General features: G+C 38.2%; 16 protein-coding genes. 11 read left to right on the top strand and 5 right to left on the bottom strand.

Annotated features, from left to right (window positions below):
- Positions 1–32: 32 nt before the first annotated feature.
- The 6 genes from GLW08_RS06535 to GLW08_RS06510 all read left to right on the top strand — a co-directional run bounded on the left by GLW08_RS06535 (position 33) and on the right by GLW08_RS06510 (position 4,936).
- Positions 33–503: a DinB family protein gene (locus GLW08_RS06535; RefSeq protein WP_160847713.1), complete on the top strand. Its 471-nt coding sequence runs from the start codon at positions 33–35 to the stop codon at positions 501–503.
- Positions 504–636: 133 nt separating this feature from the next.
- Positions 637–1,077, top strand: a complete 441-nt coding sequence (locus GLW08_RS06530) for a hypothetical protein (protein WP_160847712.1) — start codon at positions 637–639, stop codon at positions 1,075–1,077.
- A gap of 319 nt (positions 1,078–1,396) precedes the next feature.
- A complete protein-coding gene (locus GLW08_RS06525; protein WP_160847711.1) occupies positions 1,397–1,945 on the top strand; it encodes a GNAT family N-acetyltransferase in 549 nt (182 codons plus the stop codon).
- The gene (locus tag GLW08_RS06520; RefSeq protein WP_160847710.1) at positions 1,945–2,460 is read left to right on the top strand and encodes a GNAT family N-acetyltransferase; all 516 of its coding nucleotides are present in this window, start codon (positions 1,945–1,947) and stop codon (positions 2,458–2,460) included. Before GLW08_RS06525 ends, GLW08_RS06520 begins: the two co-directional genes overlap by 1 nt.
- A gap of 159 nt (positions 2,461–2,619) precedes the next feature.
- Positions 2,620–3,798: a chromate efflux transporter gene (chrA, locus tag GLW08_RS06515; protein WP_160847709.1), complete on the top strand. Its 1,179-nt coding sequence runs from the start codon at positions 2,620–2,622 to the stop codon at positions 3,796–3,798.
- A gap of 997 nt (positions 3,799–4,795) precedes the next feature.
- On the top strand, positions 4,796–4,936 hold the full coding sequence (locus GLW08_RS06510) for a hypothetical protein (protein WP_160847708.1): 141 nt from the start codon (positions 4,796–4,798) through the stop codon (positions 4,934–4,936).
- Positions 4,937–5,144: 208 nt separating this feature from the next.
- On the opposite strand, the gene GLW08_RS06505 is transcribed toward GLW08_RS06510, so the two are convergent.
- Positions 5,145–6,605, bottom strand: coding sequence for a SulP family inorganic anion transporter (locus tag GLW08_RS06505; RefSeq protein WP_160847707.1), 1,461 nt, complete (start codon positions 6,603–6,605; stop codon positions 5,145–5,147).
- Between the two features lie 290 nt (positions 6,606–6,895).
- Here GLW08_RS06505 and GLW08_RS06500 point away from each other — a divergent pair, with 290 nt between their 5' ends.
- Entirely contained in the window at positions 6,896–7,318 is a 423-nt protein-coding gene (locus tag GLW08_RS06500; protein WP_160847706.1) for a universal stress protein, read from the top strand.
- Positions 7,319–7,416: 98 nt separating this feature from the next.
- On the opposite strand, the gene GLW08_RS06495 is transcribed toward GLW08_RS06500, so the two are convergent.
- From GLW08_RS06495 to GLW08_RS06485, 3 genes are read right to left on the bottom strand one after another with little or no spacing between them, the layout of a single operon-like run.
- Entirely contained in the window at positions 7,417–7,923 is a 507-nt protein-coding gene (locus GLW08_RS06495) for a GNAT family N-acetyltransferase (protein WP_160847705.1), read from the bottom strand.
- Positions 7,924–7,940: 17 nt separating this feature from the next.
- Positions 7,941–9,590 (bottom strand): ABC transporter permease, encoded by a 1,650-nt coding sequence (locus GLW08_RS06490; protein ID WP_160847704.1) that lies wholly within the window; start codon positions 9,588–9,590, stop codon positions 7,941–7,943.
- Entirely contained in the window at positions 9,583–10,308 is a 726-nt protein-coding gene (locus tag GLW08_RS06485) for an ABC transporter ATP-binding protein (RefSeq protein ID WP_160847703.1), read from the bottom strand. Before GLW08_RS06485 ends, GLW08_RS06490 begins: the two co-directional genes overlap by 8 nt.
- A gap of 207 nt (positions 10,309–10,515) precedes the next feature.
- Here GLW08_RS06485 and GLW08_RS06480 point away from each other — a divergent pair, with 207 nt between their 5' ends.
- Positions 10,516–11,493 (top strand): HD domain-containing protein, encoded by a 978-nt coding sequence (locus tag GLW08_RS06480; protein ID WP_160847702.1) that lies wholly within the window; start codon positions 10,516–10,518, stop codon positions 11,491–11,493.
- A 39-nt stretch (positions 11,494–11,532) separates the two neighbouring features.
- On the opposite strand, the gene GLW08_RS06475 is transcribed toward GLW08_RS06480, so the two are convergent.
- Positions 11,533–12,231 (bottom strand): peptidase E, encoded by a 699-nt coding sequence (locus tag GLW08_RS06475; protein ID WP_160847701.1) that lies wholly within the window; start codon positions 12,229–12,231, stop codon positions 11,533–11,535.
- An 83-nt stretch (positions 12,232–12,314) separates the two neighbouring features.
- Between GLW08_RS06475 and GLW08_RS06470 the strand changes: the two genes are divergently transcribed.
- The 3 genes from GLW08_RS06470 (at position 12,315) to GLW08_RS06460 (ending at position 15,278) form a co-directional block, all read left to right on the top strand.
- A complete protein-coding gene (locus tag GLW08_RS06470) occupies positions 12,315–12,707 on the top strand; it encodes a VOC family protein (protein WP_160847700.1) in 393 nt (130 codons plus the stop codon).
- Positions 12,708–12,735: 28 nt separating this feature from the next.
- Positions 12,736–13,554, top strand: coding sequence for a cobalamin-binding protein (locus GLW08_RS06465; protein ID WP_160847699.1), 819 nt, complete (start codon positions 12,736–12,738; stop codon positions 13,552–13,554).
- 164 nt (positions 13,555–13,718) lie between these two features.
- Positions 13,719–15,278, top strand: coding sequence for a long-chain-fatty-acid--CoA ligase (locus GLW08_RS06460; RefSeq protein WP_160847698.1), 1,560 nt, complete (start codon positions 13,719–13,721; stop codon positions 15,276–15,278).
- The last annotated feature ends 52 nt before the right edge of the window (positions 15,279–15,330 follow it).

Below are 15,330 nucleotides of genomic sequence, written 5' to 3'. Positions count from 1 at the left end.
CTGGGCGCTGATTTTATATTAGGGAGGATAACATGAATTCATATTGTGAACGTGTGTTTCATCAGATTGATGTTCTGGTTGGTACGATGACTACACTAATAGACCAATTAGATGAACATGATCTGGAAAGAAGGCCAACCGAAGGAAAACATTCTATAGGTGAATTGATAGTGCACATATCTACTATTTGTGAGGCGGATTTGCTTCTTTCAGATGAGAAGACAGCAGAAGAAATGGAGTCATATTATAATTCGCTAGATGTGAAGACCAAAAAAGATGGTAAAGAGCAACTTGTAAGAACCGTTAATGTTCTGAAAGAACGATATGCATCCTATGGAGAAGTGGAATTATGGGAGAAAACCACATCTTATTGGGGTATTTCGTATTCTCGGTTTGAATGGTTGCTCGAAATTGTAGCTCATCTCTATCATCATAGAGGTCAGCTGCATGCAATTCTTGTACATACATATAATCAAGACCCATCTATATTGTTATTCGAATAAGTAGAGTACAGAATAGATCTGTACTCTCTTTAAACCTTTATAAGTAGATGTACTCAAAAACGTAGAGCCTTTCGTGGTATCAAATGAAAAAATATGTTAAGTTTTGGAGGTGATGGAAGGGTGTGGTTGATAAATGAAAATGATTATAAGAAGTGGGATTGGTTCATTATACTTACTTCTATTAGTATCATGCTCTACTCTAACCATAAATGAAATTAAACAAGTAGAAGTAATGTATCGACATTTTCAAGAGCAAACATTGGAAGAAGAATACATAACAGAGCAGGAAATGAGTATTTTTGTGAAAGCCATAAATAATGCAAAAAAACTTGATTCCAATAAGTTAATTCAATCAGAACCACTTGTTTCTATTAAAATAGATCTTGAAGGAAACGATAAGCAGCACTACCATCTTTGGTTAACAAAGGATGGGAAAGGTTACATTCAGTATTTGTTACCTGGTAAGGATGGAACGTATGAATTAAAACAGAACGCTGTTAAGAATCTAACTGAATTCTTTTCTACGAAAGAAAATATACCATTGTTAGCTGATGACATTGAGTTTCAGAGCTAATGTAAAAAGAATGTCCTTGTGACATTCTTTTTTATAGTGCAGGAATCTATAAAAATGTTAGCTGGTGTATGAAGGAGGTTCGATTAAACCCATTGCATCATGCAGAAACATCGAACTGACCTACGTCCTGTAGTCCCACATCACGTACAACATTGAACCACCCCACGTCCTGGGGGTAGCAGTTTGTACGTCGCTAAACGAAGGCCCTGACTTTTTGTTCCAACGAAATATAATTTGACAAGAAGACGAAAATTTCTTAACGTTTTGATAGTATAACAAATCTGAATAAATTTAATGAACCAATATAGGAGCGCTCATTTTGATTAGATTAGAGAAATTCACTCAACAGGATTTCGATTTATTGCTGTCATGGATTGAATCAAAGATGTTTATGCATCAGTGGACGGGGAATTATTTTACTTATCCTCTCACACGTAATCAATTGGAAACCTATGTAGATGGTGCGAATGTACAGGGGGCTACAAAATATATTTATAAAGCAGTGCACGAGGAAACAGGGAATATAATAGGACACATTTCGATAACAAAAATTGATTGGACGAACCAATCTGGACGAATTGGAAGAGTGCTAATTGGGGACAAACGGTATTTAGGTAAAGGAATAGGCAAAGAAATGGTACGTAAAGCTACGACTATCGCTTTTGATACGCTACACCTACATCGCATGACCTTAGGTGTATTTGATTTTAATGTATCAGCATTTCATACCTATAAAAAAGTAGGATACCAAAAAGAGGGTGTTTTGCGTGAAGCACGAAAGTTTGGGGATGAATATTGGTCACTTATTGAAATGAGTATCTTACGAAGAGAATGGGATGAGTCGTACAAAACAAAGGAGAGAAATTGATGCTCATAACATATGAACCCTTAGAAATGAAACAGGAGGAGCTAGAACATATTGTATCGATATATTCTATTTCTCACTCTAAATGTAATTATCAAGTTAGGGAAAGGTTTGAGAAGCATAGCTCCTATCCTGGTTATGTTGGACTAAGAGCGATTTGCGATGAAGAAATAGTGGGTTTTGCGTATGGATACACCTCATTAAATGATCCATTTTACTATAGTCATGTAGCCCAATTGTTAAGTGATGATGAGAAAGATAGATGGCTTACCAATTGCTTTGAATTTGTAGAACTTGCTGTGCTTCCGAATTATAGTGGGCAAGGTATAGCATCCACACTTGAAAAAAGACTACTTGATAAGTCTTTCCATGATACGTCTATTTTCATAACAGGTGTAGAAAATGTTCAGGCCCGCACACTATACACAAATCTTGGATGGGAACCTGTCAAAGAAGGGCCGTTAGTTGATGGAGAACATATGATAATAATGGGGAAACAACTGCAAAGAACGGAATGATAAACGACTTACCACTTATTTTTACTGTTAGGCTGTATTCCTCTCTATTTATAAAGAGAGAGTACTTGCCTGCATTTTTTAAAATCTCGTAAATTTAAGCGAAATGCATTGTTCATAGCACATTCTATCGATAAAATGGATAGGATAGGAGAGGATAAAATGAACTTGTTTCGTACTTATATTGAAATTTTATTCGTTTCATTTCGTTTAGGACTAACTTCTTTTGGCGGACCAGTGGCTCATCTTGCTTACTTTCAAGATGAATATGTAAATCGACGAAAATGGTTAGATGATAAAAGTTATGCTGATTTAATAGCTTTATGCCAGTTCTTGCCTGGGCCTGCGAGCAGTCAAGTTGGAATCTCAATTGGGATGGTACGCGGTGGAATTATAGGAGGCATATTAGCATGGTTTGGATTTACAGTTCCATCTGTCATAGCTCTAGTTTTATTTGCACTATTTCTTAATGGTTCCGGGGTCCAAGATGCGGTATGGATTTCTGCTTTGAAGGTTGTTGCTGTAGCAGTTGTGGCACATGCTATCATGAATATGGGGAAGAAACTAACGCCAGACCGCCCAAGAATTACTATAGCAGTACTAGCTGCATTTATTTTATTATTTTATCAAACAGCTTTCGCCCAAATTAGTATTATCCTGATTGCAGCGATGATTGGAGTTTACTTATTTAGAAAACAAGATCTTCCTGAGGGACAAGATGTTGAGCTGAATTATAAGAAGAAAACGGGAGTTGTTTCTCTGATTCTTTTTATAGCGTTTCTTATTGGAACGCCAATTTTGGCATCTAATGTTTCGTCTGTGTACATAACCTTATTTGATATTTTTTATCGTGTAGGTTCGATTGTATTTGGTGGAGGTCACGTTGTCCTCCCGCTTCTACAAGCTGAGGTTGTACCAAATGGATTGGTTTCCAAAGAATTGTTTTTAGCAGGGTACGGTGCAACTCAAGCCGTCCCAGGACCGATGTTCACCTTCTCTAGTTATCTAGGGACAATTATTGCAAGTGTACCTGGAGCGATAGTAGCTACCTTAGCAATGTTTCTTCCATCTTTCTTTTTACTTGTTGGTGTTCTACCTTTCTGGAATCAACTACGTAAAAATAAAAATGTTAGAGCAGGGTTGCTAGGAGTGAATGCAGCTGTTGTTGGTATTTTGCTTGCAGCGTTGTACGATCCGATTTGGACCAGCGCCATCCACTCCAACAAAGATATCGCAATAGCTATCGGCTCATTTACATTACTATATCACTGGAAGAAACCAGCATGGCTAGTTGTTCTTGTTACAGTTGTAGCCTATATTGGGGTATCTTTGTTGGTATAGAAAATAATAGTAACACATTTTCATTGCTAAATGTAAGGAAATATTCAATAGTAGACACAAGTGGTTTCTCAAGTGAAATCACTTGTGTGTTTTTTTTTTTTTGGGTGACCAAGGCCTGATGAGAAGCATTATTTCATATAAGAGGCATAATATGGAAGACTTGAATTCGAGGTAGCTTGGGTGAGAGGGATTTTTCCATTGTGTTAAGGGAGAGAAAAGAAGGGCTGGGAATAGCTCGATTTCCTGCGATCTTACACCGGTGGGGTCTCGACACATCCATTTTTCCACGGGTCGCATCCATAATGTAGTACTGGGATTTGACATGTCGCTGCGATCAAAACATGGGATATGGAGCGCTTTCCCCTGCCTTCGGAGCGAGAATAGAAATATAGGGGTGAGAATTGGATTTTTGGAGCGACTCTTGCCCATTTCAGAGCGACTTTTTCAAAATAGGAGCGACCGCTGTTTTGGGGGTGCTGTGCAGCCGGTCTAGAGCGGGCGCTGGTGGGAGGTTCCGAGCAACATTTCAAGTTTCTGAGAGCTTTTCCGATTTCTGAATATAGGAGCGACCGCCAATTTCCCGGTCCACCTTTTGGTTCTTTAGGTTTAACGCCATGTTTCCGTTTATCTCAACAAAAGCAAAGGTGGCATGGGAACAAGGAGACTCCCGCCGGAGAAAGAGGTAGGCAAGATCCCCCTGAGGGCCGAAGGTAGCTTGCCAGCTCGCCGGCAGGACGCGAGTTATTCCCAGGCCATCTTTATTCTAACTAAGGCAACGTAAACATTCCTCTTAGAACAAATAATGGGGTTTTATGGAACAAACAATGAATTGTCTTCTTTAGAATAGATAAGTAATAACCAAAGATGTAATGGTATTGGTCTCTATAAATAAATTTCTTTAAATCACATGTTTTTTAAAAATATACTTGTCAGAATATTTAGTATATGCTATTATATAAACAATAAATGAAAACGTTTACAAAGCGGTGATTCTTAAATGAATGAGTCCAATTTACGTAAACAAGCATTAACAGAAGTTCACGAGAAGGTTAGTCAGCAAGAGACAAATAACTTTTTGTTCAATTATGGAACATTAGCTGTAACATTGTTGGCACTGTTAGTTGATCATTTATTTTAAAACATAATTTGAAAGCGTTAACAATTGGTACCTCCTAAAATGTACTATATAAAAAACCCTAGTCACTAATGACTGGGGTTTTTCCCTGGATTATTAGGAAATTATAAAATTGTTGGTTTGTGCGTAACTTAAAAAGTAATAGAGGCCACGTCCAGCTCCATCGCCCAGTAACTAGCATCCTAAACGGGCGCCCTGAGCTTTTGTTCTTTTATTGGTTACCTTTATCATGGACGGCTAATTTACTAACAAGAGAAGAACTATCTTCATTTAAACCGATAATTTCAACATTTTTACCTTGTTCTTTAAACTTCATAACGACTTTATCAATTGCGCCTACAGCTGAGTCATCCCAAACGTGCGTTTTGCTAAAGTCAATAACGATGTTTTCAGCATTTTCTTCTTGATAATCGAACTCATCTGGCATGTCTGAAACGGAAGCGAAGAACATTTCACCTTTAACGACATACATACGACGACTACGTTCTGCATCGAGCGTTTTCTCTACATGAATGTTCGAGATTTTTGCCACAAAGAAGATGGCACTTAAGATAACGCCTGCAAGTACACCTTTAGATAAGTCATGAGTGTAGACAACTGTTGCTACTGTCACAATCATAACGGCTGCATCTGATTTAGGCATTACGTGAAGTTTTGTTAACGATGACCAATCAAATGTACCTATTGATACCATGATCATAACCCCAACAAGGGCAGCCATCGGAATTTGTACAAGTACATCTTTCAACAAGATGATAAGGACCATTAAGAACACGCCAGCTACTAGAGTGGAAAGGCGGCCACGTCCACCGGATTTCACATTAATAACGGATTGACCAATCATCGCACAGCCAGCCATTCCGCCAAAGAATCCAGTTATAACGTTGGCAATACCTTGTCCTCTTGCTTCTTTGTTCTTATCGCTTGGAGTATCCGTCATATCATCTACAATTTGAGCTGTTAACAGAGACTCAAGTAGTCCAACTACTGCAAGTGCAATAGAATAAGGGAAGATAATCTGTAATGTTTCAAATGTTAGTGGAATCTCAGGAATAAGGAAGACTGGTAGTTTAGATGTTAGATTCCCCATATCACCTACTGTTTGCACTCCAACGCCTGTTGTTACAGCAATGATTGTCATTACAACAATCGCTACAAGTGGAGCAGGAACAGCTTTAGTAAGATAAGGAAAAATGTAAATGATTGCTAACGATCCAGCTACCATTAGATACATTGCCATACCAGCACCTTCGAAGTAATCAAGCTGAGACATGAAGATTAAAATACCTAGTGCGTTTACGAATCCTACCATTACCGATCTTGGAATGAACTTCATAAAACGTCCAACCTTCAATACACCAAAAATGAATTGAATAATCCCGGTTAGGATTGTAGCGGCAAGCAAGTATTCTAATCCATGATTGGCTACCAATGTAACCATCAACAAGGCCATCGCGCCTGTTGCAGCAGATATCATGGAAGGTCGACCACCAATGAAAGCAATGACTACAGCAATACAAAATGAAGCATACAACCCTACCATTGGATCTACACCTGCGATAATCGAGAAAGCAATCGCTTCAGGGATAAGGGCTAGTGCCACAACTATACCTGCAAGGACATCTGCCTTCACATTACCGAACCACTGTTGTTTAATTGTTTCTAGGTTCAATTTAGCACCTCTTTCTATTTTATTAGTTTCTTAGAGCGACTTTCGAACTCGCCGAAAGTCATAACCGATTGCAACGAGAAAGATTATAACACGAAGAAAGAAAATCAAATAATGGCATGTAAGCGTATAATTTCAGAACATGCTTTAAATATCTCTTAATTGCTTGTCCATAGATGCCAAAACCATAAAAATGACATTTTTTTGTCTGGATTTTTAATTGTAAGGTGTAAACGTGTTTAATCATGATAGAATGAAGGGAAATCGGTAAGTTTAATAGGGAGGAAATTTTCTTGTATAAAAAGATATTACTAGCTGCAGATGGTTCGGACCATGCTACACGTGCAGCACATCATGCTGCTCATCTAGCAACAATTGAGCCGGATGCAACGATTACCATCGTGTACGTTGTCGATCCAGCTTCCTCAAAGCATGAAGTTATTGCTGAGGGGCGTAGTAGTACGTACTTAGAAGAATTACGTCATGAACGAGTTCGTCCTGTAGAAGAAATTGTGGAACAAAAAGGAGTCTCCTTTGATTACAAACTCTTAAAGGGTGAGCCTGGTCCAGAGATTGTTCATTATGCAAATGATGAGCAATATGATGTTGTTGTTATGGGGAGCCGTGGATTGAATACATTTCAAGAAGTAGTGCTTGGCAGCGTTTCTCATAAAGTTGCACATGGAGCAAAGTGTCCTGTCATGATAGTTAAATAATTATAATACTAAAAAAAATCGAGCAATAAGCTCGATTTTTTTACAATTAAGAAATTATTAGAATGTTTGCCTTGAGCAAAGCGCCCCTGAGCTTTTCTTTATAGAAAGATGTCCATTAATAATTCATCTATATATTGTCCTTCCCCACGTTTGATAGCTTGTTTTTTGTATCCATATTCCTCGAAACCACAAGATGAATATAAAGCTATGCCTGGTTCGTTTGTTGCTACTACTGTGAGTTGCAGTTGTTCAAGGCCAATGTGCCTACCGTATTCGATGCATTTTTGAATGAGCTCCTTGCCGATGCCATTCCCTCTTGCAGAAGGGGTTATATACATGGCGAATACATTCCCTATATGATCAAGTCCTTGCTGTGATTCAGGGACTAGAGTAGCAACTCCTTGTAGGTCACCTTCTTGGTAAGCGCCAATATTGTAATTGCTTTCGTTGCTTAACCGTTCCGCTGTACTCTCAATTGGTTTTTCTCTTTTTATTGCATCTTCGTAGGTAGTAAGAAAAGCGCTAGGATCTTGCTGAAGTGCTTCTAAACGTAAATTCCAATACGCCTCTGCATCTGTTGCATCAAGTCTTTTATAGTCTATCAATGCTAACTCTCCTTCTGTTATTGCTTTTCCATAATATGAATGAATTGTGTATCAACTGTCTGAATTAATTTTCGCTGGGTGAAATAAATGGAAGTTCCGATTACAATACCAAGGATCAGGAAAGTTATCCATACATTCGTCACGAAAGGAAGGAACCATAAAAATAACACTAGTGTTCCGAAACCGAAAAACAGAATGAGTAGACTTTGTAATGGAGCGAATCTTGATTTAAATACTTGTTGTTCATCGTTCCATTTTAACTTCGGATTATGAATATCGATAAACACTCCGATTAAATTACTGATCCAACTAGCGCCTACCACGAGAATCAACCAAAGAATAAGTACGAAAATAGGAACGTTGATCACGAACCCAAAGAGAATAAGTAACAAAACAATGGAAACGGATTCTACAATCCATGCAGCTAATAATTTTCCATAGAGAATGGTTTTCGGTTGGATTGGCATATATAAGTTGGTAAACCAGTTCGAACCTTCACGAGAAATTGCTGATGTAGCTGTTGGATTTGTACCTAATACAAATATAGAAAATAAAAATAAAGCTAATAGGATGCTCTTTGGAGCAATGCTTTGCAAGGTGCTAGCCATAGCCCCGATGTCTTCATCGATGAACATCATAATAAAAATGAAAAAAGGTGCAAATAAACTATTGATCACACAGTTCATAAAGAATGCCGGGGTACGTATAATCGTTTTCAGTTCTTTGGTTGTATAAGACCATAGTATAGAACGCGATGATGTTCTGGATTCTATATCCTCAACCTTTTTTCCTTTCCCACCACCGCTAATACCAAGTACACCCTGATAATAAAAACGTTGCCCAAAAACGATAAATAGGGTAATCGCAATAACTGTAATGAGTAAGAATAGGACGAGAAAAAGTACACTATGCCACCATACATCCACTTCAAGAGCCTTAGTTGCTGCATAAACATTTGGGATGAATTTTGTTACATTCCATAATAGTTGATCCTGTTGCTCAAGCCATTTTCCTAAGCCTTGGGAAAGCTGGTCTGTATCCTGGTTCATACGAATGATAACATTGAACCCTACAATCATGAATAATGAGAACATACCAGCAACAAACTTGGTTCGATCTTTATTCTTAGATATATTGGCATACCGCATGAGAACCATCACCATTAATGCTGATAAGATAAATGGAATCAGCGGAAAAAAGATAAATGTTAGAAATCCGTTTAAAGCAAATAAAATGCCACTTCCGTAAGCTAAGCCATAGAAAAATAGAATCGGAAGTATGACAACGGCAGATATCCCATAAACCGTAAGCAATGGTGCTAATGACTTGCCGATTACGAGCTGATATGGGTGAAACGGCATGGCTAAGTAATCTTCTATATCCTCTGCAAAGTAAAAGGAAGAAAGAATAGATGGAATGCTTGTGAATAGTAAAAGAATGCCAGTCAGAATAAGTCCGATTGCGATAATGAACGATTCATGACCTGTTGGTTCTAACACTTGGTATAAGGAGGATATAATTGTATTCAACAAAAACATCCACATAATACCGATTGGAATCAGGGCAAGGCTAATAATGAACACATTTATTTTGAACTTATCATCTTTCCCAACCATGGAAAAATGCATCTTTACCATCGTTTTAAATAATAGAAGTGTCTTATTCATGATTGGTCAACTCCAAGAAGAGTTGTTCAAGGGACCCTTCTGTACTGAACTTCTCACGCATATCATCCATTTTTCCGGTGAATTCAAGTTTTCCATTGTTGATAATAGCAACTTCATCACACAATTGTTCTACAACTTCAAGAACGTGTGTTGAAAAGAAAACAGTCTTCCCTTTTCTGGCATGCTCTCTCATCATCTCTTTCAATTTGTAAGACGATTTTGGATCTAAACCAGTTAAAGGCTCATCTAAAATCCACACATCTGGATCATGCAATAATACACCACTGACGATGATTTTTTGCCTCATGCCATGTGAGTAGGTTTGAATGGCATCATTTAGCACATCATAAATCCCAAATTCTTTCGTAAGGTATTCGATTTTTTCTTTGCGTTGGTCAGTTGGAATATCATACACATCTCCGATAAAGTTTAAATATTCAATCCCTTTTAATCTCAGAAACATATTAGGACTATCTGGTACGTATCCAAACGTTTTCTTGGCTTCTAAGGGGTATTTAGAGATATCAAAGCTGTTGATTGTAATGGTTCCCTCATCTATAGGCAGGATACCAGTTAGCATTTTTATGGTAGTTGATTTACCTGCTCCATTTGGACCTAAGAAACCAAATATTTTCCCGTCTGGGATGGTTAGGCTTAACTGATCAACTGCTTTTTTATCACCTGAATAGCTTTTTGTTACATGTTGAAACTGAATCATGCGACCCCACCTTTTCATAAACTTACACTTATATGTACGAGAGCCATGGCTATTTTGATTCACATCTATATAGATAACGTGTGATACGCTATCATCATAGTAAGAAAAGCGCAAGCGCCCATTTAGCGACGTAAGGGATGCTATACAATGAAGGTTGGTCTGATTTTTTTAGATAATTCAGAAGATGGAAGTTTTAGGAGGAACAAAGTGATTATTAAAGATGAAATTTATGGAACGTTTGATATCCAAGAGCCTGTCCTTGAGGAATTGGTTGAAACCAACTCAATACAACGACTGAAAGGAATTCATCAAGGAGGTGCGAGCTATCTAGTTAATGAGAATTGGAACGTTACTAGGTTTGAACACTCCGTTGGTGTAATGTTGTTTATTCGAAGAATGGGGGGCACTGTAGAAGAACAGATAGCAGGACTGCTACATGATGTATCACATACAGCATTTTCTCATGTTATTGATTATGTCATGCAGGAAGAAAAGGAAGATTACCATGAACGCATTTTTAAGGAAATAGTCTATCAATCTAATATTCCTTCTATAATCAAAAAACATGGATATGATGTAGAGCCTATTTTAGATGAAACAAATTGGCGCCTTTTAGAACAACCATTGCCAGATTTATGTGCTGACCGAATTGATTATACCTTACGAGATATGTATCACTATCAAGGACTAAGTATAAAGGGAGTAGAGGATTTCCTTCAAAGCTTACAGTTCGATGGTCATGTTTTATATCTAACCGATATTCATATAGCAGAGTGGTTTGTTCGATGGTTCTATTGCGAAGTCATAGATTTCTTTATGCATCCTCTCAATGTGCATGGTTCCCAACGTTTGAAAGAATTATTGAAAACAGCACTAACAAAGCAAGTCATCACTATGGAAGATTTTCTACTCCAGGATGAAGAAGTATTAGAGTTAATCCGTCTAAAAGGCGATAAGGACCTGCACAATATGCTAACACACCTAGAAGAAGATGTTACAGTCATAGAGGACAAGGAGAATTATGAGTTTCATCAAAAGAACAAATTACGCTACATCGATCCCCTTGTTTTGTCTCAAGATAATACACTTCATCATATTTCGAAATTAAGTGAAGAGGTGAAGCATGAGACGATCAAGGCGAAAGCCCAATCAGAGAAAGGCACATATGTACGTAAAGTAAAATAGTTTATTTACCAAGAAGGAAGTCCTATCACCGACTTCCTCTTAATCTATAGATAAGTAGTTCATATCATATGGTTTTTCAATAACTTTATTATTATCAACAGTTACAGAATAAGCAGTTGCTTCTGGTCGGGAAGCAATGGCGGCGTGGATAGTATCTCCAACAAAGTGAAGGGCTGCGCCATCATCCAGAGCATAGCCTGGCTTCATGGAACCAGTTTCAATGGACGATCGGTAGTGAAATTGCCTTTGTGATTCTCCATCGTAGTGAGGACATAAGCTTCCATGTAAATAGCCAAGAGCAGGTACGTTTGACCATTCCCCGGGAACAGAGTCAGAAAGGCCCTCCTCAAACCAACAAATAGCACCAGCACTAATTCCCGCCAATATAATCTCTTGCTGTAAAGCTTTTCGTAGGATTTTGTCCAAGCCCCATTCTTTCCATAACGCTATTAAATTTCGAGTGTTCCCTCCTCCTACATAAATAATGTCTTGTGATAACAAAAAAGCTTCTTTATCGGCAATGGTTTGTTGCAGTAAAGAAAGGTGAGTAGGCTCACAGTTCTCCTTTTCAAAGAATTCATAGAAACGTTGTATATAATCCTCTGAGTCACCACTAGCAGTTGGAATAAAGCATATCTTCGGACTGATTTGGGCGGATTGGTTAAGTATATAGCGGTCTAGTCTAGGGTTGTCTGGTTCTTGAGAAAATCCACCACCACCCATAGCAATTATATTCATATGTAGCCTCCTTTTTCATTTCTCTTATTCTATCAGTTTTTTTGAAAATGTTATAATAGTATGAAAAGTATAAGGGTGTTTTTATGAAAGTTCAAGGGTTTAATCATATCACCATTAATGTGAGTAATTTAAGTCAGTCATTAGCTTTTTACGTGGATCTTTTAGGAATGGACCTTATTCATAAAGGAAACTATGATGCATATTTGGAGTGGGGAAAAGCATGGGTGTGTCTCCAGGAGCGTCCTTCTTATTCTAAATTAGAACAGCAACATATTGGAATTGATCATGTAGCGTTCACAGTCGATGAAATTGGTTTTCATCAGGCTACTACGTACTTGATAGAACAACAGGTTTCTATAACTCGTGGGCCTATTAAGCGGGGAGGAGGTTGGACAATCAATTTTTTGGATCCTGATGGTACTGTTTTGGAATTACATTCTGCTACATTACAGGATCGAATGCAGGTATGGGAATGATAAAGAAACTATATAGTGAGGTGAAGGAATGAGATTAGTATCTATTTGTCCTAGTAACACAGAGCTGGTTGCATACCTTGGGTTAATGGATCAACTCGTAGGGGTAGACCAGTGGTCAGATTGGCCAGAAGAAGTGAAGGATTTACCACAATTAGGTCCTGATTTATCCATAGATATGGATGAAGTGGAGAAGCTTAAGCCTGACCTTGTATTGGCTTCATTAAGTGTGCCTGGTATGGAGAAGAACATAGATGAACTAAATAAGCGTAACCTTCCTTATATCATCTTAAATCCAAATTCACTAGAGGATATTGCAAAAGACTTGCTAAAAGTTGGCGAACATACGGGTGTTTCTGAACGTGCTGACCGTGTTGTAAACCAGTTTCGTAATCTAATTCAAGAATATGAGGAACTAGCTGAAACAATAGAGGATAAACCAAGAGTGTATTGGGAATGGTGGCCAAAGCCGATTTTTACTCCTGGAGGAACGAATTGGCTTACGGAAATTACCCGCCTTGCTGGGGCTGAAAATGTGTATAGCCATAAGAATCAAGCTAGCATACAGACAGAGTGGGATGAAGTACTGGGAAAAAATCCTGATGTGATATGTATGGCTTGGGTTGGAGTAGCGGAGAAGAAGATGAAACCTGAACTGATACAGAAACGACCAGGTTGGGAACAAATGAGAGCCGTTCGCCACAATCGAATTTATCCTTTAGAAGAAGCGCTATTTTGTCGTCCTTCACCAAGACTTCTGTATGGGTTGCAAAAATTAGCTTATCTGCTTCATCCAACCGTTTATCCAAATGTGGAAGAAGAGGACCCTATTCAATTTTCGTTAAAATAAACGAAAAATTATGAAAATTTTACTATATTTGCAGGAATTAACTTGTCTCGACACTAATATAGTATATAGGATTGTGCATGGTTTGAAGATTCTTCTTTTTCATAGTGAGAGAAGATTAATAGCGTAATTTATGAAAGCGTTTACTTATTTAAGGAGGGAATTGTGTGTATTTAACATTGGATCAAATGTTTGACCTTACTGTTAAGAAAAATGCGAACAAAGAGGCCTTGGTTGATTTAACAAAGAATAAGCGCTTAACTTTTGCAGAATGGCAACAAGAAGTGAATCAATTAGCGAATGCGTTACGTGCAGCTGGTGTCGAAAAAGGAGATCGCGTTTCTACGTTTATGTTTAACACCCATGAACTAGGAACAACACTTTTTGCATGCTCCAGAATTGGAGCTATCTTTAATCCGATTAATTTCAGATTAGAGCCAAAAGAAGTCGATTTTATTTTGAAGGATGCAGAACCTAAGGTGGTTATATTTGAAAAAGTATTAGAGCCTGTTGTGGCTTCCATACAAGAAAACCATCCAGAGGTATCGTTTTGGTTTATTGATGCACAGTCTCCAGCCTATGCTGTGAATTATCATGAACGAGTACAACAAGCACCTTCCTCAAAACCTGAGATAGAGGTTAGTGAAGATGATGATTATGCAATTATGTACACAAGCGGTACGACTGGGCGACCAAAAGGAGTCGTGCACCGTCATAGAGATATGGTAGAACAAAGCCTTGCAACTTTAGCTCAGCTTGGACTATCAGAACATGACCGCGGATTAGTAACTGCCCCTATGTTTCACTGTGCAGAGTTACATTGCTGCTTTTTACCTCGAGTTCATATCGGCAGTACAAATGTTATTATGCACCACTTTGATCCAAAACAAGTACTCGCTACTATTCAAGAAGAGAAGATAAGTTGTTTCTTTGCAGCGCCAACAATGTGGAATATGCTTCTTCAAGAAGACTTATCTCAGTTTAACCTAGAGTCCTTAAATGTTGGATTATATGGAGCGGCTCCTATGGCACCTGCTTTGGTAACTGCATGTAAAGAGAAGCTAGGAATCGATTTAGTACAGGCGTATGGTATGACGGAAATGGGTCCAGCCATTACATTCTTAGGTAAAGAAGAGCAGCTTTCTAAAGCTGGATCAGCAGGACGTGCTTGTTTTAACCATGAAGTCCGAATCATTAAGACAAATGAATCAGGTTTATCAGGTGCTGATGATATCGCTGAGCCTGGTGAGGTTGGTGAAATCATTGTAAGAGGACCATCCATGATGAGGGAATATTTTAAACGACCTGAAGCTACAGCTGAAGTTTTACGGGATGGATGGTATTTCTCTGGTGATTTAGGTTTTATGGATAAAGAACAATATTTGTATGTAGCTGATCGTGTACGGGATATGGTTATTAGTGGTGGCGAAAACATCTATCCTCGTGAGATAGAAGATCTTCTACATGCTCACCCTGATGTGCTTGATGTTGCTGTACTGGGAGAACCTCATGAGTTTTGGGGGGAATCTGTAGTAGCGGTAGTCGTGAAGAAGGATGAAAGTGTGACAGACAAAGATTTAGATGATTACTGTAAAGCAAGCGAAGAGTTATCAAATTATAAACGACCGAGAAGATATGTCTTCGTAGATGAATTACCTCGTAATGCAAGTGGGAAAATTCAAAAGTTCTTGTTAAGGGAGCAGTTTAAAGCTGGATCCATGTCATAAATGGGTTTCTGTATGATGGTAGTTTGGATGCATGGTAAACATATCAATCATT

This window comes from Pontibacillus yanchengensis (assembly GCF_009856295.1).
In the GTDB taxonomy this organism is placed as follows: domain Bacteria; phylum Bacillota; class Bacilli; order Bacillales; family BH030062; genus Pontibacillus; species Pontibacillus yanchengensis_A.
Note: the sequence above shows the minus strand (reverse complement) of the source record. Positions and strands in the feature narration are given on the sequence as shown.

Coding starts and splice junctions, on each gene's coding strand:
- GLW08_RS06535 (WP_160847713.1), top strand. CDS start 33: ATGAATTCATATTGTGAACGTGTGTTTCATCAGATTGATGTTCTGGTT.
- GLW08_RS06530 (WP_160847712.1), top strand. CDS start 637: ATGAAAATGATTATAAGAAGTGGGATTGGTTCATTATACTTACTTCTA.
- GLW08_RS06520 (WP_160847710.1), top strand. CDS start 1,945: ATGCTCATAACATATGAACCCTTAGAAATGAAACAGGAGGAGCTAGAA.
- chrA (WP_160847709.1), top strand. CDS start 2,620: ATGAACTTGTTTCGTACTTATATTGAAATTTTATTCGTTTCATTTCGT.
- GLW08_RS06510 (WP_160847708.1), top strand. CDS start 4,796: ATGAATGAGTCCAATTTACGTAAACAAGCATTAACAGAAGTTCACGAG.
- GLW08_RS06490 (WP_160847704.1), bottom strand. CDS start 9,590: ATGAATAAGACACTTCTATTATTTAAAACGATGGTAAAGATGCATTTT.
- GLW08_RS06485 (WP_160847703.1), bottom strand. CDS start 10,308: ATGATTCAGTTTCAACATGTAACAAAAAGCTATTCAGGTGATAAAAAA.
- GLW08_RS06475 (WP_160847701.1), bottom strand. CDS start 12,231: ATGAATATAATTGCTATGGGTGGTGGTGGATTTTCTCAAGAACCAGAC.
- GLW08_RS06470 (WP_160847700.1), top strand. CDS start 12,315: ATGAAAGTTCAAGGGTTTAATCATATCACCATTAATGTGAGTAATTTA.
- GLW08_RS06465 (WP_160847699.1), top strand. CDS start 12,736: ATGAGATTAGTATCTATTTGTCCTAGTAACACAGAGCTGGTTGCATAC.